This is a genomic window from Actinoplanes sp. NPDC048796 (assembly GCF_040650035.1).
Lineage (GTDB): Bacteria > Actinomycetota > Actinomycetes > Mycobacteriales > Micromonosporaceae > Actinoplanes.
Genome location: NZ_JBEZGO010000008.1, coordinates 343,035 through 360,161 on the forward strand (window position 1 = coordinate 343,035; position 17,127 = coordinate 360,161).

The 17,127-nt window shown below is 72.2% G+C and carries 22 protein-coding genes; 15 read left to right on the forward strand and 7 right to left on the reverse strand.

The window, feature by feature from the left end; genetic code table 11:
* Nucleotides 1-54 precede the first annotated feature (54 nt).
* The 4 genes from AB0C26_RS30915 (at nucleotide 55) to AB0C26_RS30930 (ending at nucleotide 1,925) form a co-directional block, all read left to right on the forward strand.
* Nucleotides 55-711: a GntR family transcriptional regulator gene (locus AB0C26_RS30915; protein WP_360254634.1), complete on the forward strand. Its 657-nt coding sequence runs from the start codon at nucleotides 55-57 to the stop codon at nucleotides 709-711.
* 10 nt (nucleotides 712-721) lie between these two features.
* Nucleotides 722-1,090: a VOC family protein gene (locus AB0C26_RS30920; RefSeq protein ID WP_360254636.1), complete on the forward strand. Its 369-nt coding sequence runs from the start codon at nucleotides 722-724 to the stop codon at nucleotides 1,088-1,090.
* 96 nt (nucleotides 1,091-1,186) lie between these two features.
* Nucleotides 1,187-1,615 (forward strand): SRPBCC domain-containing protein, encoded by a 429-nt coding sequence (locus AB0C26_RS30925; protein ID WP_360254638.1) that lies wholly within the window; start codon nucleotides 1,187-1,189, stop codon nucleotides 1,613-1,615.
* Nucleotides 1,608-1,925 (forward strand): metalloregulator ArsR/SmtB family transcription factor, encoded by a 318-nt coding sequence (locus AB0C26_RS30930; protein WP_360254640.1) that lies wholly within the window; start codon nucleotides 1,608-1,610, stop codon nucleotides 1,923-1,925. Before AB0C26_RS30925 ends, AB0C26_RS30930 begins: the two co-directional genes overlap by 8 nt.
* On the opposite strand, the gene AB0C26_RS30935 is transcribed toward AB0C26_RS30930, so the two are convergent.
* Nucleotides 1,913-3,952 (reverse strand): discoidin domain-containing protein, encoded by a 2,040-nt coding sequence (locus AB0C26_RS30935; protein WP_360254642.1) that lies wholly within the window; start codon nucleotides 3,950-3,952, stop codon nucleotides 1,913-1,915. The genes AB0C26_RS30930 and AB0C26_RS30935 overlap by 13 nt on opposite strands.
* Before the next feature lie 184 nt (nucleotides 3,953-4,136).
* Between AB0C26_RS30935 and AB0C26_RS30940 the strand changes: the two genes are divergently transcribed.
* Nucleotides 4,137-5,531: an alpha/beta fold hydrolase gene (locus AB0C26_RS30940; RefSeq protein WP_360254644.1), complete on the forward strand. Its 1,395-nt coding sequence runs from the start codon at nucleotides 4,137-4,139 to the stop codon at nucleotides 5,529-5,531.
* 253 nt (nucleotides 5,532-5,784) lie between these two features.
* On the opposite strand, the gene AB0C26_RS30945 is transcribed toward AB0C26_RS30940, so the two are convergent.
* A complete protein-coding gene (locus AB0C26_RS30945; RefSeq protein ID WP_360254646.1) occupies nucleotides 5,785-6,099 on the reverse strand; it encodes a transcriptional regulator in 315 nt (104 codons plus the stop codon).
* Complete coding sequence (locus tag AB0C26_RS30950) at nucleotides 6,096-6,560, reverse strand: hypothetical protein (protein WP_360254648.1); 465 nt, start codon at nucleotides 6,558-6,560, stop codon at nucleotides 6,096-6,098. Before AB0C26_RS30950 ends, AB0C26_RS30945 begins: the two co-directional genes overlap by 4 nt.
* 82 nt (nucleotides 6,561-6,642) lie before the next feature.
* Here AB0C26_RS30950 and def point away from each other — a divergent pair, with 82 nt between their 5' ends.
* A complete protein-coding gene (gene def / locus AB0C26_RS30955; protein WP_360254650.1) occupies nucleotides 6,643-7,179 on the forward strand; it encodes a peptide deformylase in 537 nt (178 codons plus the stop codon).
* Here def and AB0C26_RS30960 read toward each other — a convergent pair.
* Nucleotides 7,166-7,819, reverse strand: coding sequence for an alpha/beta hydrolase (locus tag AB0C26_RS30960; RefSeq protein ID WP_360254652.1), 654 nt, complete (start codon nucleotides 7,817-7,819; stop codon nucleotides 7,166-7,168). The genes def and AB0C26_RS30960 overlap by 14 nt on opposite strands.
* Before the next feature lie 80 nt (nucleotides 7,820-7,899).
* Here AB0C26_RS30960 and AB0C26_RS30965 point away from each other — a divergent pair, with 80 nt between their 5' ends.
* The 5 genes from AB0C26_RS30965 (at nucleotide 7,900) to AB0C26_RS30985 (ending at nucleotide 11,897) form a co-directional block, all read left to right on the forward strand.
* A complete protein-coding gene (locus AB0C26_RS30965; protein WP_360254654.1) occupies nucleotides 7,900-8,523 on the forward strand; it encodes a helix-turn-helix domain-containing protein in 624 nt (207 codons plus the stop codon).
* Between the two features lie 353 nt (nucleotides 8,524-8,876).
* The gene (locus tag AB0C26_RS30970; protein WP_360254656.1) at nucleotides 8,877-9,446 is read left to right on the forward strand and encodes a sigma-70 family RNA polymerase sigma factor; all 570 of its coding nucleotides are present in this window, start codon (nucleotides 8,877-8,879) and stop codon (nucleotides 9,444-9,446) included.
* A 13-nt stretch (nucleotides 9,447-9,459) separates the two neighbouring features.
* Complete coding sequence (locus AB0C26_RS30975) at nucleotides 9,460-10,254, forward strand: ATP-binding cassette domain-containing protein (protein ID WP_360254658.1); 795 nt, start codon at nucleotides 9,460-9,462, stop codon at nucleotides 10,252-10,254.
* 33 nt (nucleotides 10,255-10,287) lie between these two features.
* On the forward strand, nucleotides 10,288-11,058 hold the full coding sequence (locus AB0C26_RS30980) for an alpha/beta fold hydrolase (RefSeq protein ID WP_360254660.1): 771 nt from the start codon (nucleotides 10,288-10,290) through the stop codon (nucleotides 11,056-11,058).
* Entirely contained in the window at nucleotides 11,055-11,897 is an 843-nt protein-coding gene (locus tag AB0C26_RS30985; RefSeq protein ID WP_360254662.1) for a PfkB family carbohydrate kinase, read from the forward strand. The genes AB0C26_RS30980 and AB0C26_RS30985 overlap by 4 nt, the downstream gene beginning before the upstream one ends.
* Here AB0C26_RS30985 and AB0C26_RS30990 read toward each other — a convergent pair.
* Nucleotides 11,886-12,998, reverse strand: coding sequence for a hypothetical protein (locus AB0C26_RS30990; protein ID WP_360254663.1), 1,113 nt, complete (start codon nucleotides 12,996-12,998; stop codon nucleotides 11,886-11,888). The genes AB0C26_RS30985 and AB0C26_RS30990 overlap by 12 nt on opposite strands.
* Before the next feature lie 64 nt (nucleotides 12,999-13,062).
* On the opposite strand from AB0C26_RS30990, the gene AB0C26_RS30995 reads away from it, so the two are divergent.
* On the forward strand, nucleotides 13,063-13,494 hold the full coding sequence (locus AB0C26_RS30995; RefSeq protein ID WP_360254665.1) for an OsmC family protein: 432 nt from the start codon (nucleotides 13,063-13,065) through the stop codon (nucleotides 13,492-13,494).
* Here the strand turns inward: AB0C26_RS30995 and AB0C26_RS31000 are convergent.
* Nucleotides 13,481-14,146: a nitroreductase gene (locus tag AB0C26_RS31000; protein WP_360254667.1), complete on the reverse strand. Its 666-nt coding sequence runs from the start codon at nucleotides 14,144-14,146 to the stop codon at nucleotides 13,481-13,483. The two genes, AB0C26_RS30995 and AB0C26_RS31000, sit on opposite strands and share 14 nt — an antisense overlap.
* Before the next feature lie 55 nt (nucleotides 14,147-14,201).
* Here AB0C26_RS31000 and AB0C26_RS31005 point away from each other — a divergent pair, with 55 nt between their 5' ends.
* Nucleotides 14,202-14,486 (forward strand): hypothetical protein, encoded by a 285-nt coding sequence (locus AB0C26_RS31005; protein ID WP_360254669.1) that lies wholly within the window; start codon nucleotides 14,202-14,204, stop codon nucleotides 14,484-14,486.
* Nucleotides 14,487-14,541: 55 nt separating this feature from the next.
* Here the strand turns inward: AB0C26_RS31005 and AB0C26_RS31010 are convergent, their stop codons facing one another.
* Entirely contained in the window at nucleotides 14,542-15,051 is a 510-nt protein-coding gene (locus AB0C26_RS31010) for a GNAT family N-acetyltransferase (RefSeq protein ID WP_360254671.1), read from the reverse strand.
* A gap of 202 nt (nucleotides 15,052-15,253) precedes the next feature.
* On the opposite strand from AB0C26_RS31010, the gene AB0C26_RS31015 reads away from it, so the two are divergent.
* Nucleotides 15,254-15,712 carry a VOC family protein gene (locus AB0C26_RS31015; RefSeq protein ID WP_360254673.1) on the forward strand — a complete coding sequence of 153 codons (459 nt, stop codon included), beginning with the start codon at nucleotides 15,254-15,256 and terminating at the stop codon, nucleotides 15,710-15,712.
* Between the two features lie 74 nt (nucleotides 15,713-15,786).
* The gene (locus AB0C26_RS31020) at nucleotides 15,787-17,127 is read left to right on the forward strand and encodes an NAD(P)/FAD-dependent oxidoreductase (protein WP_360254675.1); all 1,341 of its coding nucleotides are present in this window, start codon (nucleotides 15,787-15,789) and stop codon (nucleotides 17,125-17,127) included.

Below are 17,127 nucleotides of genomic sequence, written 5' to 3' on the forward strand. Positions count from 1 at the left end.
TAATCGCTCGCGACCGGCTCGCACGCGGTTTCGTAGATCCTATAGGATATTCCCGTGACGCTGCCAAGGCTCAAGCGCTCGACTCTCGGCGACGATGTCTACGACTCGCTCCGCTCGGCCGTCCTCGAGCACGTCATGAAGCCCGGCGACCGGGTCAACATCGACGCGCTGGCCCGCGACCTCGAGGTCTCACCCACGCCCGTGCGAGAGGCGCTGGCCCGCCTGGAGTCCGAGGGCCTGGTCCGCAAGCGCCCCCTGGCCGGCTACACGGTGAGCCCGCTGCTGACCCGCGCCGAGTTCACCGACATGTTCGACCTGCGGCTGCTGCTGGAGTGCGCGGCCGCCCGCTGGGCCGCCTCCCGGGCGACGCCGGAGCAGCGCTCCGCGCTGGTCGCCGAGGCGGCGAGAACCATCGAGCCGGGCGACGACCGCAAGTGGCACGCGGCGTTCACGGCCCTCGACGCCCGCCTGCACGACCTCGTGGCGGAGGCCTCGGGCAGCCCTCTGCTGCGCGAGAGCATCACCAGGCTGCACGCCCACCTGCATTTGCACAGGCGTTATTTCCCGTACGCCCAGACGGCCGTCACCAACGACGAGCATCAGCGGATCGCCGCGGCCATCGACAGCGCCGACCCCGACGCCGCCGAGGAGGCGATGCGCCGGCATCTGACCCGAGCCCGCGAACGGCATCTGGTCGCCTTCCAGGACTAGCCTGCTGGAGATGGAGCTGGTGGTGGTTGTCGACTGTTCCGACCTCGATCGGTCGGCCACGTTCTGGTGCGGCGTTCTCGGGTACCGGGCCGAGCCCAACTCGTCCGGCCGGTACCGGTCGCTGACGCCCCTGGACGGCCCCGGCCCCGAGGTGCTGCTCCAGCGGGTGGCCGAGTCCAAGGTCGCCAAGAACCGAGTGCATCTGGACCTGCGCGTACCCGACTTCGCCGCGGAAACGGCCAGAGTGGTGGCGCTCGGCGCCCGCCGCGTCACGGACGACCCGGTTCGGGAGGACGGCTGGACCTGGCACGTGCTCGCCGATCCGGACGGCAACGAGTTCTGCGTGCTTCAGCCTCCCGGCCGCGCACCCCAGTCCTGAGGACGCTTCGAGGGCGGTGAGCGCGAAGGCGTTGCATGCGGTGGATGTCTTACCGTACGGTAATGCATTACCAGACGGTAAGACGAAGGAGCTGACATGCCGGAAGTCGTGCGTTCCATCGAGATCTCGCGTCCGCCGAGCGCGGTGTGGCGACTGCTGTCCACAGCGGACGGCCTGCGCGAGTGGCTCTCGCCCGAGGTGCAGATCGACCTGCGGGTCGGCGGGGCCTACCGGATGCCGGGCGGGGACGGGGAGACCTGGATCAGCGGAGTGGTGCTCGAGCTGGTCCCCGAGGGGCGGCTGGTCCTGTCCTGGCTCGAGGAAGGGGCGGGCTGGGCGCATCCGGGCCGGCTCGTCGTCGCGCTGGAGGCGGTGCCGAACGGGACGCGGGTCGATCTGGTGCACGACGGGTTCGCGGGGATCGGCAAGGCCGACTGGCAGGGGACGCTTGAGGCGTACGAGCGTGGCGCCGACAAGCATCAGGTGTTGCGGCGCCTGTCGGCGGCGGTGGGCGGCGGTGTCTGAGGAGGAACTGTTCCGGGCGATGGCCGACCCGACCCGGCGCCGCATCCTCGATCTGCTCGCCGAGCACGGGACGTTGAGCGTCAGCGAGCTCGCGGCCCACTTCCCGGGGCTGGTCACCTCCGGCATCTCCAAGCATCTGATGGCCCTGCGGGCGGCGGGTCTGGTGACCGCCACCCGGCAGGGACGCCATCAGTTCTATGCCATCGACGGCGAGGCGATGTCGCGGGCCATGGCGCCGTGGGTGGCGCGGTACGAGGCGTACTGGACGGGTGCCCTGGACCGTCTCAAGAACGCGGCTCAGGAGGAATAGACCTCCAAGGCCGACAGCTGGCCGGCGGGCCACCCGGTGTTGCCGGTGAAAGTCGCGCGGACCGAGCGGGCCTGAGTGGGCGGGCACGTGATGGACACCGTGTTGCCCGAGGCGGGATCGAAGACGCGCGGGGCGGCGGCGGACAGGGTCGTCGAGCCGTCCGAGAGGGCCACGGTCTGGGTGCGGGCGCCCCAGGACGGCGGCAGCTTGAGGACGACGCGGGAAACTGTCGTCGCGGCGCCCAGGTCGACCTGGATCCATTGCGGGAAAGCGTTGTTGGCGCTCTCCCAGTACGTGCCGGCGTCGCCGTCGACCGCGTGGCCGGAGGCGTAGTTCTGCACGGAGGCGCTTGCCGTGGTCGCGCGCCCGCGGGCGACGTCGGTCGCGGGCGGGGGCGTGCTGTCGGCGTACACCTGCAATTGGGAGATCTGCGCCGCCGGCCAGCCGGAGTTGCCGCTGAAGGTGAGCCGGAGGTTGCGGACCGCGGCGCCGGACAGCGTGATGGTGACGGCGTTTCCGGACGCCGGATCGAAGGTGTACGTGGTGGCCGCGCCGCCCGGGACGGCGATGGTCTGGGTGCGGCGTTCCCAGCCGGCCGGCAGGCGCAGCACCACGCGGGTGACGGCGTAGGCGGCGCCCAGGTCCACTTCGAACCATTGCGGGAACGCGCCGCCGCTCTCCCAATAGGTGGCGGCGCTGCCGTCGACGGCGTTGGCGGCCGCGAAGGAACCGTTGGTGCTGCTGGCGTTCACCGCCTTGCCGGCGGCGAGGTCGCCGGTGGGTTGCGGTGGGGTGGTCAGCGTCGGCGTGGTCGGCCGTACGGCGGTGAGGGCGAGCTGGCCCTTGAGCATGCGGCCGCCGTCGGTGGTGATGCGCAGGTAGTAGTCGGACGAGCAGAAGGTGCCGTCCTCGTCCAGCGCGCGGATCCCCGAACCGGCCGGCACGGAGGCGGCCGTCTCGGCGGTCTTGGCGATCTGGTTGCCTTCGTTGAACTCGTCGAACATCGACACGTACAGGCCCTGGGCGCCCAGGCGCACCATGTTGTAGATGCTGCGCCAGTAGAAGTCGCCGTGCCGGCGGTGGCCCGAGGAGAGGTCGCCGGGCAGCACGCACGGCTGGTAGTCGATGCCGTGGGCGTTGCAGTCGGCCTGGTCGCCGGTGTTCACGTTGGCCAGGAACCAGTCGAGGCCGTCGAGGGTGCCGGTGCGGCCGACCATCCACGGCGACAGCATGTGGAACGCGTGGTAGACGTCGAGGAAGCCGGTGCGGCTGTCGTTCTTGCCCTCACGCCAGTAGGTGGGCACGCCGCCGATCACGTACAGGCCCTGGGCCTTGAGCCAGTTGACCACGTCGAGGCAGGCGGCCGGGGTGAACGGGCGGCCGTCGTCGTCGAAGCCAAAACCCCAGACGCAGACGACCGGCTTGCCGTTCTGCCGCGCGTAGGCCGGGGAGGCGGTGTGCGCGGACATCTTGGTGGTCCAGTCCGTCTTGAGCTCGGACTGCATGTTCGTCCAGCCGGTGACGTCGTACATGATGTAGAACTTGCGGCCGGTCGCCTCGGCCGCCGCGCGCACCTTGCGGGCCATGGCGTCGCGGGTGGGGCCCTCGTCGCCGACCGGGTTGAACCGTTGCAGGGCCGCGGTGTCGATGCCGTAGGTGCGCATCCACGCGAAGTGGGTGTCGACGGTCTGCTGGTCGTACGAGGAGAACAGCGCCGCCGGGCTGCCGTTCCCCAGAGGGGGATAGGCCGTCGGGTACGTCTGGGTGAAGTCCCGGAGGTCGGGCCAGGACACGATCGTGGTGTTGCTGGGTGACGGCGGCTGGAAACGGTCGCGGCTCCAGTGCCACCAGCCGCCGATCGGCGCGCCGTCGCCCGGACAGGAGAACCAGCCCTGATAGCCGACGCTGATCTTCCCGACGACGTCGCCGGCGGGGGAGGCGGCGAGCGCGGGGCTGAGGTCGGTGAGCAGCGTGGCGGCGGAGCCGGCGGCGGCCGCCGACAAGAGGGCACGACGAGTGAGCGGCATGGGGACTCCCGGCGATCCGGGGACGGGGATGGGGAACCGGATCGACGGTCATCATGACGTGCGACTTCATAGGACCGCAATAGTTGGACTCATTGATGAAAAAATCCGACGGCACGTTTCCGGGAGTGTGCGCGAGGGGCGAGGATCGATACCGTCGCTTGTGCTTTCAGGCAGGCGGATGTTGATGGTGGCGTTGATCGCGGCGGTCCTGGGCGCCACCGGGCTGGGACTGGTGGCGTCGGCCGGTGGTGCGGCGACGCCGGGACGGGAGGTGGTCGAGGGGGTGCCGCTGTACGAGACGCATCCGGCCGGCCTGAAACCGGGGGAGCGGCGGCCCGGCGTGGTCGTCGCCCACGGGTACGCGGGGTCGGCGAAGCTGATGATGCCGTTCGCGGACACGCTGGCCGCCCGCGGATACGTGGTGGTCCTGCTCGACTTCGCCGGCCACGGAGCCAACTCGGCGGCGCGGACCGGTAACGCGGCCCTGCAGCGGGAACTCGAGGTGGCGGTGACCCACCTGCGCGGGCTGCCCGACGTGGACGGCGCGCGGATCGCGTTGGTGGGTCACTCGATGGGCGCGTCGGCGGTCACCGAATACGCGGCCGCACATCCGGAAATCGTGACCACCACGGCCATCTCGCTGCCCGCGGTACCCGACGGGCAACCAAAGAATCTGCTGTTGCTGGTCGGCGGGAACGAGTTTCCGGGCTTCCGCACGACAGCCACCGAGGCGGCCGCGCGGATCGCGGACAGCCGGGCCGTGACGATCCCCGGCGTGGAACACATCTCCATCCTGTACGCGCCCCGGACGCACCGGGAGACCATCGACTGGCTGGACCAGCACTTCGGCGGTCCGATCACACGGGCGGCGATCCCGTCGCCGCTGCACCGGATGGCGGGCGCCGGCCTGCTGTTCGCCGGGTTCCTGGTAGGCCTGTATCCGCTGGCGCGCCTGCTCTTCCGCGGCTCAACCCCGCGGGCTCGCTTCCGGCCGATCCTGCTGCTGCCCATCGCGGGCGGCGCGGTCGTGGCGGCCCTGGTGGCGGCCGTGCTGCCGACGTCGTGGTTCCCGCTCGACTCGGGCGACTACGCGGTCGCCTTCACGTTCCTGCTCGGCGCGCTCCTGCTCATCGTGGCGCGCCGAGGCCCGGCGACGCCACGGGGAAGCGTGCTCGCGGCGGTGGCGCTCGTGCTCTACGCGGCGGCGACGATCGTCATCCCGCTGCAGCTGGGCTTCACGAACGTCTGGCCGGCCGGCGCCCGGTGGTGGCTGCTGCCGGTGGTGTGGGCGGGTTTCGCTCTGCTGTCCTACGCCGCCGAGCGCCTCACCCGGGGCAGTACGCTCGGCGTCCTCGCGGTCGCGGCGGCCACGGTCGCCGCCCTCACCGCGGCGGCGGTCCTGGGCCTGACCAACGGGTTCCTTCTGCTGGTCGTCCCCCTGCTGGCCGTGCTGCTGGTACTGCAGGCGGGCTGGAGCGCCCTGCTCAACCGCCTGGTCGCCCCCAGCTGGGCGATCGCGCTGGCCGGCTCGCTGCTGGTGGCATGGCCGATCGCCGCCACGCTGCCGATCACGGCGTGACGACCGGTCTTCCCAAACCACCGATACACGCGAAAGACGCCCCACGGCCTCAACCGGCGGTGAGGTCGCGCCGCGCCCCCGGGTTGGCCACAGTGCGGTTGGGGGGCCGAGAAGGCGTACCTCCAGGTGACTGTTTTTGTTGGGTGTGTCCACGGTGATCTTCCGCGCTGCGGGATGGCCGCCGGGCGGCCGTCGCGCGACAGCAACGCCGCACCATGCGACAAGCCCGAGCTGCACCCCTCGAAAACACCCGCTAAGGGGTTATCTCGAGTCCCGCCCGCGAGACGATCTCCTGCAGAGCCGCGACATGGGCGGCGAACGCCTCGCGGCCGGTCGGGGTCAGGCGGGCTGAGGTGCGCGGGCGTTTGCCGACGAAGGACTTGCGGATGTCGATGTAGCCCGCGTCCTCCAATGTGGTCAGTTGCTTCGACAAGGCCGAGTCGGAGAGGCCGGTCTGCTCGCGGAGGAACTTGAAGTCGGCCCACTCGGCGGCGGTCAGCAGGCTCACCAGGGCCAGACGGGTGGGCGCGTGGATGAGGTCGTCGAAGCGCGGCTCGACGCCGGTCACCGGGCGCCGGCCAGTGGGCGGGAGAGCATGAGGCGGCGCAGGTACGCCATCAGGCGCGGGCCGCCGAAGGTCATGCCCAGGGCTACCGGAACCGCGGCGATCGTGGCCGGGTGGGGGAGGCCCAGAGCCTGGAGGGTGAAGGCCAGGCCGAGGCCGAGGGCGACCAGGGTGAGGGCGAACCCGGCGATGGCGAGAGCGCCGCGTGGGCCCAGGAGGGCGTTGCGGACCTGGACGCGGGAGCGGAAGGCGACCACGCCGATGACGGCGGACAGGCCGGCGCCGTAGAGGGCCGAACCGGTGGCGATCAGCCATGGGACCCCGCTCTCGACGGCGGCCACGAACAGCAGCATGAGGGCGCCGACGGTGGGCCAGAACCAGGTGGGGACCAGGGTGGAGGTGACGACCTGGTCGCGGCGGATGCGGACCTCGGCCAAGGCGAGTTCGGCGTCGATGGGATCCATGGCTTGAAGTATCGGCCAGTACTTTCCTGCTTGGCAAGTACTTTCCCGAATGACCTCTGCAGGACAGAGGTACGTTTCTTCCATGACCGTTGTGTCCATTCGGAAGGTCGGCGATCCGGTGCTGCGCCGGGTCGCCGACCCCGTCACCAGTTTCGACGCCGAGCTGCGCAAGCTCGTCCGCGACCTCAACGAGACCCTGGCCGGCTCGCGCGGCGCCGGCCTGGCCGCACCGCAGATCGGGGTGGGACTGCGCGTCTTCGCCATCAACCCCGACCTGCCGGGCAACGACGCCGGACTCGACCACCTGATCAACCCGGTGCTCGAGTTTCCCGACGAGGAGGAACAGGACGGCCCCGAGGGCTGCCTGTCGATCCCCGGCGTCTACCTCGACACCAAGCGCCGCATGAACGTGGCGGCCAAGGGCTTCACCGAGCACGGTGACCCGGTGCAGATCGTGGGGACGGGTCTGCTGGCGCGCTGCGTCCAGCACGAGACCGACCACCTCGACGGCATCCTGTTCATCGATCGTCAGGACGCGGCCGGGCGCGAGCGGTTGCTGGCCACCCTCCGCGAGGCCGCGTGGTTCGACGACACCCAGCTCAAGGTCAGTCCGCACTGACGATCTCGTCGATGAGCTTCGCCAGCTCGGCGGGCATCGACAGGTGCGGCGAGTGTGAGCTCGCCAGGTGGCGTACGTCCTGTGCCCGCTTGGCGAGCTCTTTCTGCACCTCGACCGAGAGTGAGCGGTCGAGGTCCGTGACGACGTAGGTGGACGGGACGTCGTGCCAGACCGCCCGGGTGACCTGGGTGGCGAACGACGCGTGGGTCTGGCCGACGAGATCCGCCACGGCCGCGTCCGCGTCCGCGACGTCGGCGTAGAGGGCGTTCCGGGGGTCCTCGGGCAGCGGGAAGAGCCCCGAGCTGTCGGCCGGCTGGGGCATGCCGAGCATCGTGTACATCGACTCGCCCACGTCGGGCACGAAGGCCGCCAGGTAGATGACACGCTCGACGCCGGCCGCGGCCTCGGTGACCGGGATGCCCCCGTAGGAGTGCGCCACGACGACGACCTCGCCGTCGATCGCGTCGAGCGCCGCGCGGATGACGGCCGCGTCGTCGTGCGCGTCGCCGGTGGGGTCGGCGCCGGCGCTGGGCAGGGCCGGCGTCACCGTCTCGTACCCCCGCCCGCGCAGCTCTTCCTCGAGTTCGCGCCAGGTGCTGGGCTGGTGCCAGGCGCCGTGGACGAGCATCACCGTCGTCATGGGGTCCTCTTTCGGAGACACTGTGTCGGACACGGTGTCCGACGCGGAGAACCGTACATCCGGCGATCTAGGATCGGGTTATGCCGTCCACCACACGCCGCCCCTCGGGCGGGCCCGGCCGGCGCGCCGCCGTGCAGGCGCGGATCGTGGCCGCCACCGAGCGGCTGCTGGCCGGCGGAGCGACCTTCACCGAGCTCGGGGTGCAGCGCATCGCGGCCGAGGCCGGGGTGGCGCGCTCGACGTTCTACCTGCACTTCCGCGACAAGAGCGAGCTCGCCCTGAGTCTGGCCGGTGGCCTCGCGGGCGCGGCTTTCGCGATCATGGAGAAGTGGGATCCGGCTGCGCCGGACGCGCTGGCGGCGTTCGAGCGCACGATGGCCGAGGTGATCAGGTTCTATCGCGAGCGGCCGGCCGCCCTGGCCGCCGTGCTCGAGGTGACGGCGTACGACGAGGCCGTGCGTGACGCGTGGGCCGGTCAGCTCGACCAGTTCGCCGGGCTGGCCGCCCGGCTTCTCGCGGCCGAGCAGGCGGCCGGGCGCACGACGGCCGGCCTCGAGCCGGCCGCGGCGAGCCGGCTCATGATCTACGGCGGGATGCAGGCCATCGCCCACCAGGTCGCCGCCGGCGCGCCCGAGGAGGACGGCGCTGTCGCGCGGGAGCTGGCCCGGCTTCAGTGGTACGGGACGTTCAGGCGGCCCGCCTGAGGGCGTCGACCCCGAGGTCGAGGGCGGATCCGAGATAGTCCGTACGGCCGGTGTTGCTCAGCAGCAGGACGCCGCCCTGGACGCCGGCGATCAGGCCGGCGGCCGCGCGGTCCGCGTCGACAGCGGGCCAGGCGGCTGACGCGGAGTCCGGAGCGGCCGAGCAGGTAGTGGTGATTCATGGCGCAACCGTGACGCCGCGAAAATGGACCCGCAAGCCCACTCCCTGTGGCCCGGGGCACCGGGGCACACCCCGGGGCCACCAGTACGCCGACCAGGGTGCCGCACGGGTTCGCCCGGGCCCCCTGGACAGCGACGGTGGATACCGAGGCAATCAATCGCATTGGGGGCTTGACGTGGCATCGACGATCATGGAAGCGGCAACACCGGCGCAGCGGCTCGGTGACATTCACCGCGAGTACGGTCAGGTCCTGCTCGGCTATCTGAACGGATTCACCGCCGCGAGCCGGCAGAGCGCGGAGGACCTCCTGCAGGAGACGATGATCCGGGTCTGGCGGCACCTGGACGACCTGCCGGCCGAACCCGAGCACGCCCGGCGCTGGCTGTTCATCGTGGCCCGCAACGTCGGCATCGACGCCATCCGCCGCACCCGGGTCCGCCCGGTCGGCGTCGAACTGGTCGACGCGTTCCCGTCAGCCGGCATGGACGACATCACCGAGATGGTGGTGGCGATGGAGTCGCTGCGCTCGGCGCTCGGCTCGCTGAGCCTGATGCACCAGCGCATCCTCACCGAGCTCTACTTCGAGGGCCGCTCCACCCGGGAGACCGCCCAGCGCCTGGGCGTGCCGGTCGGCACGGTCAAGTCGCGCGCCTTCTACGCCCTGCAGTCGCTGCGCCGCTCGATGGCCGGCCCGGACAACGAGCGCCCGCGCGGCGGCCGCCCGGCCGGCCGCCCACGCCGGTGAGTAGCGTTCAGGCGTGATCGACATCGTGAAGTTGCGGGAGGTGCGGTTCCGCCGGCAGGGCAAGGAGATCCTGCACGGGATCGACCTGACGGTCCGCGCCGGCGAGCACTGGGCGCTTCTCGGCCCGAACGGCGCCGGCAAGAGCACGATCCTCGGCTTCTGCGGCGCGCAGACCCACCCGACCTCGGGCACGGTGGAGATCCTCGGCCACCGGCTCGGCCGCGTGGACCTGCAGACCCTGCGCCGCGGCATCGGGCACGTCGACCCGCGCCACCCGCTGCGCTCCCCGCTGACCGCGCGCGAGGTCGTGCTGACCGGCCTCACCGGCTCGGTCGAATCGCCCAACCGGTGGCGCCCCAGCCCCTCCGAACAGGCCCGGGCCGACGGGCTGATCGCCGACCTGGGCCTGGCCGGGGTCGCCGGGGAACGCTGGCCGACCCTGTCGCAGGGCGAGCGCGGCCGGGCCCTGATCGCCCGGGCGCTGGTCGCCCAGCCGCGCCTGCTGCTGCTCGACGAGCCGTCGACCGGCCTCGACGTGGCCGCCCGCGAGCAACTTCTCGAGACCCTGGACGTGCTCTTCGCGGTGCGGCCCGAGCTCGCCTCGGTCGTGGTCACCCACCACCTCGAGGAACTGCCGACCGCGACCAGCCACGCCCTGCTGCTGCGCGGCGGCAGCGTGGTCGCCGCCGGCTCGGCCGCGGCCACCATCACGACCGAGCACGTCTCGGCCGCCTTCGGCCACCCGATCAGCGTGGCCCACGAGGACGGCCGGTGGGCGGCGCGGGCCCGTGTGAGGCAACCGACATGAACACCGCGCCGCCGGGTCCGTTCGTAGGGAGATATGGAGCTTCTCGACGCGACCGTGCGGCCCGGGGCGCGTAGCCGCCTGCTGAGCCACGGCCGCCGCACCCCCCGCGCCGTCCTGCTGCTGCACGGCTACACCCTCGGCCCCGGCCAGTACGACGACCTCGCCCGCGACTACTTCGAGCGCGGCTACAACGTCTGGGTGCCGCGCGCGCCGTTCCACGGCACGACCGACCCGCTGGCGCATCATCGCGTCACAGCCGCTTCCCTCGTGGCGTACGCCTCGCAAGCCCTTGACGTCGTGGCCGGCCTGGGTGAGGAGGTGACAGTGGCCGGCATCTCCGGCGGCGCGGTCCTGGCCGCCTGGCTGGCTCAGAACCGCGGCGACACCGTCCGCCGTCTGCTGCTGCTCTCGCCGTTCTTCGGCCCCTCGTCCGTGCCGGCCTGGGCGGTCCGGCCTCTCACTTTCCTGTACGGGCGTGGACTGCTGCCCGACCGCATCACGTCGCGCGGCTATTCGCTGGCCGCGGTCACGCGCTACCTGACGATCGTGCACCGCCTGCCCGATCCGCCGCGGCGCACCCGCCTGCGCTCGATCGCGGTCGCGATCAGCGAGACCGACGGCGTGGTCGACCCGGTGGCCGCCGTCACCGTGCCCCGGCGCATCGCTGAGGCCTGCGGTCAGCGGTTGCTCACCTGGATCCTGCCGGCGTCGCTCGGCGTCGGCCATGACACCCTGGCGCTGACCGGCCCGGAGGCCGCCGGGTTGCGCAAGCGCTACATCGAGCTCTCCGAGGGAAGGCCATGACGGAACAGATAGCGGTCCTCGGCCGCGCCAACGCCGACCTGACCGTCCGGGTCCCGCACCGGGCGTCGGTGGGCCGCACCGCGTTCGGCTCGCCGCTGGCCGTGACCCCCGGCGGCAAGGCGTTCAACCAGGCCTGCGCGGTGGCCCGGCTGGGCGGCCGGGCGGCCCTGGTGGCGAACGCCGGCGACGACGACTGGGGCCGCATGCTGGCCCGCACCCTGGCCGGGTTCGGGGTGGACGGTACGGGTTTCCGCCTGCTGCCCGCCACGCCGACCGGCGCCGCCATCATCGAGGTGACCCCGGACGGCGAGTCGTACGTGACGTTCGCCCGTTCACCGGAGACCGACCCGACCGCGGCGGACGCGGCCGGGATCCGCGCCGAGACCGTGGTCACCCAGCTCGACATCCCCGCCGCGGCGGTACGGGCGCTGCCCCGGCCGCCGCTGCTGATCGGCAACCTCGTCCCCGGCCCCGGCCTCGACCGCGCCTTCCTGGCGACCCTGGACCTGTACGTGGTCAACGAGCACGAGGCGGCGGCCGTCCTGGACACGACCCGCGTGGACGCCGCCGAGGCCGTGGACGGCCTGCTCGACCTGGGCATCCCGGCCGTCGTCGTCACCGCCGGCCCGCGCGGCGCCGCGTACGGCCGAAGCACCGGAACCGGCACGGTGAGCGCACCCCACGTCCGGGCCGTCGACACGAGCGGCGCGGGCGACGCCTTCCTGGCCGCCCTCACCCTCGCCCTGACCCGCAACCGCCCCCTCCCGGACGCGGTCACCGCCGCCGTCGAGGTGGGCGCCCGCGCCGTCCAGCAGCGTGGGTCGCTGCTATTGCCGTGACAGCCTCGCGGTGGTGACCATCTGGCGCAGGACGGGGACCGGGATGCCGGGATTGCGGGCGGCGTGTTTGGCGCTGCCCGCGTTGAGCAGCAGCGTCACCAGGGTGCCGGCCGACAGCGACGGGTTGAGCCAGGCGCGCAGGCGGACCCGCTGATCGGTGTCGGCGGCGAGCCTGCGCAGTGACCCCGGCGAGAGACGGTGGTCAGCGGCCGCGGCCCGGCGCACGATCGGGTCGGGGTCGTGGCTGAACTCCTCCACGACCGCGCTGGTGGAGGCCGGGTCGGCGAGGGCGAGGATCCGCATCCGGGGGTTCGGATCGTCCGCGTAGCGCAGCAGCCCGTCCCGCGGGAAGCGGGGATGGGTGTGCGGCCGGCCGGGAAAAGACAGGCTTCCCTCCCACCACGCGGCCACCTCCAGGAGCATGTCCGGCGGAGCGTCGTCGCACGACTCGGCGAGGAAGAGCCGCACGATGCGGTCCTCGTCGCGGGAGAGCGCCGCCACCACATCGGCGGGCAGCCGGGGCGCCCGGGCGACGCTGCGCCGGACCAGCAGTTTCGGCGAGGCGGCGAGCTGGCGCATGGCCTCCGCGTTCCCGTGGAGGGCGCCGATCCACCAGAGCGCGGTCGTGACGTCAGCGGGGTCGATGTCGGGGACCTCGGCCGCCATCGCCTCGATCTCCCGCGGCGTCGCGGGTGGTGCGGCGTCAGGGTGCGGGGCGAGGCCGACGCCCCGGCCACCGCGGGAGCGCCGCCGAGCGGCCAGTTGTTCGGCCGCCAGCTCCGCGAACATGTCTCGCTGGCGCGGATCCGGCGTGCCGGCGACGAGTCTGTCCCACTGCTCAGCCGAAAGATGGGCGGACTCCGCGGCGGCGGCCCGCACCTGCGCCGCGTCGTGGACGATCGCGGCGTCCAGGACCCCGGCCGGAACGTCCTGCCGGTGAAGAAGGCTGGTCTCGCCGGCGTCCAACAGGCCGAGAAGCACGTCTTCGGGCGCCGAGCGGTTGAATCCGAGCCCGAAAAGCCAGGCGAGGGCCAGTCGCCGGTCGAGGCCGTCGGCCGGTGCCAATCTGGCCCAGGCCTTGTCGGTATGCATGTCAGTCATCGAGCGAAAGGCTAGAACACGGCACCCGCGTGGCATGTGATCAGCCTGGGATAGGTTTGCCGGCATGGCGGATGAGAACCTGCGTTCGGTGACCCTGCGGCGCACGAGCCTGGGCCGGTACGAGGTGCGCAACGCGCGCGGAGGCACGATCACCATCGGCACCGGGGACGGCGCCGACTTCACTCCGGTGGAGTTGCTGCTCGCCGCGCTCGGCGGCTGCACGGGCGCCGACGTCGACTACATCACCAGCAAGCGGGCCGAGCCGGACAGCTTCACCGTCGAGGTGAGCGGCGAGAAGTTCCGCGACGAGCGGGGCGCCAACCGCCTGGTCGACCTGGCCATCGAGCTGGACGTGGCGTTCCCCGAGGGTGCCGCCGGCGACGCGGCGCGCGAAGCCCTGCCCCGCGCCGCGAAGATGTCGCACGACCGGCTCTGCACCGTCTCGCGTACGGTCGAGCTCGGCACCCCGGTCGACACCCGCGTCACGCCTCGATGAAGGTGACCGTCTCGGCCAGGTCCGCCCGGCCGGTGCGCACCGCCGGCGCGCCCGCCCGCTCGTAACCCACCGAGACGCCGCAGAGCAGCACCCGGTCGTCGCCGGCCCCGACCGCCTCGCTGACGGTCCGGCGGTACATGGTCCACATCACCTGAGGGCAGCTGTGCAAGCCTTCCGCCCGGAGCAGCAGCATGACCGTCTGCAGGTACATCCCCGCGTCGGCCCACTGGCCGGGCCCCATGCTCCGGTCGAGGTAACAGAACAGGACGGCCGGGGCACCGAACGCGCCCGTGTTCAGGGCGGCGATCCGCATGGGCCGGTCCGGGTCGTCGCGGTCGATGCCGAGTGCGGCGTAGCGCTGCGTGGCGGCGGCGGAGAAACGATCCAGGTACGGCGGCACCAGCTCCGCCGGGTACATCGGGTACTCCCGCTCGTCACCCGGATCCCGCGCCAGTGCCCGCGCCGTCGCCCGCCGCTTCAGCTCGGCCAGGGGAGCGCCGGTCACCACGTACAGGTGCCAGGGTTGAAGGTTTCCGCTCGACGGCGCCCGCGCCGCCGCGGCCAGCACCCGTTCGAGCACCTCGCGGGGCACCGGCCGATCGCTGAACGCCCGCACCGTCCGGCGGCTGCTCACCGCTTCGTACACTTCCACCAGGCTCACCCCTTCACTAGCCTCCGATCGCCACGTCAGCCATCCGGAGGATCTCGTGCTGCTCAGCGTCAACGTCTTCGTCAGCCTCGACGGCGTCATGCAAGGACCGGGAAACCCGGACGAGGACCGTTCGGACGGCTTCGACCGCGGCGGGTGGGTCGTCCCGTTCGCCTCGGCGCACACCAGCGAGGTCGTCGAGGGGTGGTTCCGCGAGGCCGGGGCCTTTCTTTTCGGCCGTACGAGCTACGGCCTGCTCGGTGGCTACTGGTCCCGGCCGGGTCGGCACCCTCGACGTTCGCCACCACCGCGCGTGCGCTGCCCGGCGGCGTCGTCGCGATGACCCTGAGCCCGGCCGCCGGCGAGCCGGCCACGGGCGCGTACGTGGTGAACGAGGGTCACTCGACGGCGGTGAATCCGAGCCGTTCGTAGAGCCGCCGCGCGACCGGCTCGCCGGTGCTGAGCACCACCAGGTCGGCGCCGAGCCCGGCGGCGGCCGCGAGCAGGGCCTCGGTGGCGATCCGCCCGTAGCCACGCCGGCGGTACGGCTCCAGGGTGGCCACACCGGCGACCTCGGTGACCCCGGCACAGACGGGCAGCACCATCCCGGCCGCGACCGGCCGCCCGCCGGCCCGCACGGTCACCGCGCGGGCGCCTTCCAGCTCGTACCGGAACGCCTCGGCCTGCTCGTCGCCGACCGGCGCCGCCATCGGATCGAACCCCTGCTCGTTGACGTCGAGGTTCTCCCGGATGAGGGCCGGCGGCGAGGCGTGGTCCACCACGTCGACCTCGACCCCGGCCGGCCACCGGGCCGGCGGGTGCGCCGCCACGGCCAGCATCAACAGGCCGTCGACGGCGCCGCCGTGATGACGGCGGTAGGCCCGGGCCCGCTCTCGTCTGTCGTCCATGCCGCCAGCATGCGACCCCGGTCAACCGATTTCCGCTCTCGGCGTCGACACCGTCGAACACGACGTCCGGCCCGGCGTCACCTGTCGCCGCCATTCTCTCGCTCCGTCCGCTCGCCGACCACGCGGGGGAGAAGAGGGCCAGTGGCCGAGCCAGGGACCGCGACCGGGGCGGGACCAGTAGGACGGCGGCGACGCTGGGGTCATGGCTGATTTCAAGATCGAGGTCGTGGTCCTGCCCGTCGCCGACGTCGAGGTGTCCAAGGAGTTCTTCGCCGGCCTGGGCTGGCGTCAGGACACCGACTACACCGGGGCCGACGGCCTGCGGCTGGTCGCCTTCACCCCGCCCCGGTCGGCGGCGTCGATCATGCTGGGCAACGCCGTCACCCAGGAGAAGCCGGGCACCGCGCAGAGCATCACGCTGGTCACGTCCGACATCTACGAGGCCCGCGACGAGCTGGCCGGCAAGGGGGTCGAGGTGAGCGACGTGTTCCACGACAAGGGTGGTGTCTTCCACCACGCGGGCACCGGCGACCGCCTTCCGGGGGCGCATCCGGAGCGCAAGTCGTACAGCTCCTGGTTCTCCTTCGCCGACCCCGACGGGAACCTCTTCTTCGTGCAGGAGGTCACCACCCGGCATCCCGGCCGCACCTGGGACGAGTAGGCGAACCCTGGTCCCGGAGTACCAGGGTTGGCCACGGGGGCCTGCCGGGTGCCCCGGTGTACGAAGATCGGGGTATGCGAAGTTTCGACGTGGTGGTGGTCGGTGCGGGTCCCGGCGGCGAGGTGGCCGCCGGGAAGCTGGCCGAGGCCGGTCTGAGTGTGGCGATCGTGGAGGGCGACAAGGTCGGCGGGGAGTGCTCGTTCTACGCCTGCATCCCGTCGAAGGCGCTGCTGCGGCCGGGGGAGCTGCTGGCCGAGGCACGGACGACGGCTGGTGTGGTCGCCGGTCCGCTCGACGTGCCGGCCGTGCTGGCCAACCGGGACGAGCTCATCGGCCACCTCGACGACGGCTACCAGGTGCCCTGGCTCACCGAGCGTGGCATCACGCTCATCCGGGGCTGGGGGAGGCTCGCGGGGCAGAAGCGGGTCGCGGTCGGCGACGAGATCATCGAGGCCCGGCGGGCCGTCATCCTGGCCGGTGGCACGCGCGCGGCGCTGCCGGACATCGAGGGCCTGGCGCAGGCGCGGCCGTGGACCAACCGGGAGGCGACGACGGCGGGGACGGTTCCCGCCTCGCTGATCGTCATCGGGGGCGGTGTGGTCGGGGCCGAGCTGAGCCAGGCGTACTCCTCGCTGGGCTCGCGGGTCACGGTGATCGTCGGCGACCACGGCCTGCTGCCCCGGGAGGAGCCCTTCGCGGGGGAGCAGGTCGCGGCGTACCTGCGGAAACAGGGTGTGGAGATCCATGAGAAAGCCATGGCGATTTCCGTACGCCGTGACGACGGCGGCGTGACTGTCGGCCTCAGCGACGGCGGCTCGGTGCGGGCCGACGAGGTTCTGGTGGCGACCGGGCGGACGCCGCAGACGCGCGACCTGGGCCTGGAGACGGACGGCTACATCGAGGTCGACGAGCGCATGCGGGTGCCCGGGCACGACTGGCTGTATGCGATCGGCGACCTGAACGGCAAGGCCCTGTTCACGCACATGGCCAAGGACCAGGCCGGCATCGCCGCCGGCGAGATCCTGGGCCGGAGCATCGTCACCGAGCACCTGGCCGACGGCCCGAACTCGCCCCGGGTCATCTTCACCGAGCCCCAGGTGGCCGCGGTCGGCTATACGGCGAGGGCGGCGGAACAGGCCGGCCTCACAGTCCGAGTGGTCGACGTGGAGACCGACGGCAACGCGGGCGGCCGGTTCTCCGGCGGCGCGGGCGGCACCAGCCGGTTCGTCATCGACACCGGCCGCGACGTGCTGGTCGGTGTGACCATCACCGGCGCCGCGGTGGCCGACTTCCTCCAGGCGGCCACCATCGCGATCGTCGGCGAGGTGCCGGTCCGGCGGCTGCGGCACGCGATCCCCGCCTTCCCGACCCGCAGCGAGATCTGGCTCAACCTGTTCAACGCCCTGGGTATCTGA

Coding starts and splice junctions, on each gene's coding strand:
- AB0C26_RS30920 (WP_360254636.1), top strand. CDS start 722: ATGGAGCTGGTGGTGGTTGTCGACTGTTCCGACCTCGATCGGTCGGCC.
- AB0C26_RS30925 (WP_360254638.1), top strand. CDS start 1,187: ATGCCGGAAGTCGTGCGTTCCATCGAGATCTCGCGTCCGCCGAGCGCG.
- AB0C26_RS30935 (WP_360254642.1), bottom strand. CDS start 3,952: ATGCCGCTCACTCGTCGTGCCCTCTTGTCGGCGGCCGCCGCCGGCTCC.
- AB0C26_RS30940 (WP_360254644.1), top strand. CDS start 4,137: ATGGTGGCGTTGATCGCGGCGGTCCTGGGCGCCACCGGGCTGGGACTG.
- AB0C26_RS30950 (WP_360254648.1), bottom strand. CDS start 6,560: ATGGATCCCATCGACGCCGAACTCGCCTTGGCCGAGGTCCGCATCCGC.
- def (WP_360254650.1), top strand. CDS start 6,643: ATGACCGTTGTGTCCATTCGGAAGGTCGGCGATCCGGTGCTGCGCCGG.
- AB0C26_RS30960 (WP_360254652.1), bottom strand. CDS start 7,819: ATGACGACGGTGATGCTCGTCCACGGCGCCTGGCACCAGCCCAGCACC.
- AB0C26_RS30965 (WP_360254654.1), top strand. CDS start 7,900: ATGCCGTCCACCACACGCCGCCCCTCGGGCGGGCCCGGCCGGCGCGCC.
- AB0C26_RS30980 (WP_360254660.1), top strand. CDS start 10,288: ATGGAGCTTCTCGACGCGACCGTGCGGCCCGGGGCGCGTAGCCGCCTG.
- AB0C26_RS30985 (WP_360254662.1), top strand. CDS start 11,055: ATGACGGAACAGATAGCGGTCCTCGGCCGCGCCAACGCCGACCTGACC.
- AB0C26_RS30990 (WP_360254663.1), bottom strand. CDS start 12,998: ATGACTGACATGCATACCGACAAGGCCTGGGCCAGATTGGCACCGGCC.
- AB0C26_RS30995 (WP_360254665.1), top strand. CDS start 13,063: ATGGCGGATGAGAACCTGCGTTCGGTGACCCTGCGGCGCACGAGCCTG.
- AB0C26_RS31010 (WP_360254671.1), bottom strand. CDS start 15,051: ATGGACGACAGACGAGAGCGGGCCCGGGCCTACCGCCGTCATCACGGC.
- AB0C26_RS31015 (WP_360254673.1), top strand. CDS start 15,254: ATGGCTGATTTCAAGATCGAGGTCGTGGTCCTGCCCGTCGCCGACGTC.
- AB0C26_RS31020 (WP_360254675.1), top strand. CDS start 15,787: ATGCGAAGTTTCGACGTGGTGGTGGTCGGTGCGGGTCCCGGCGGCGAG.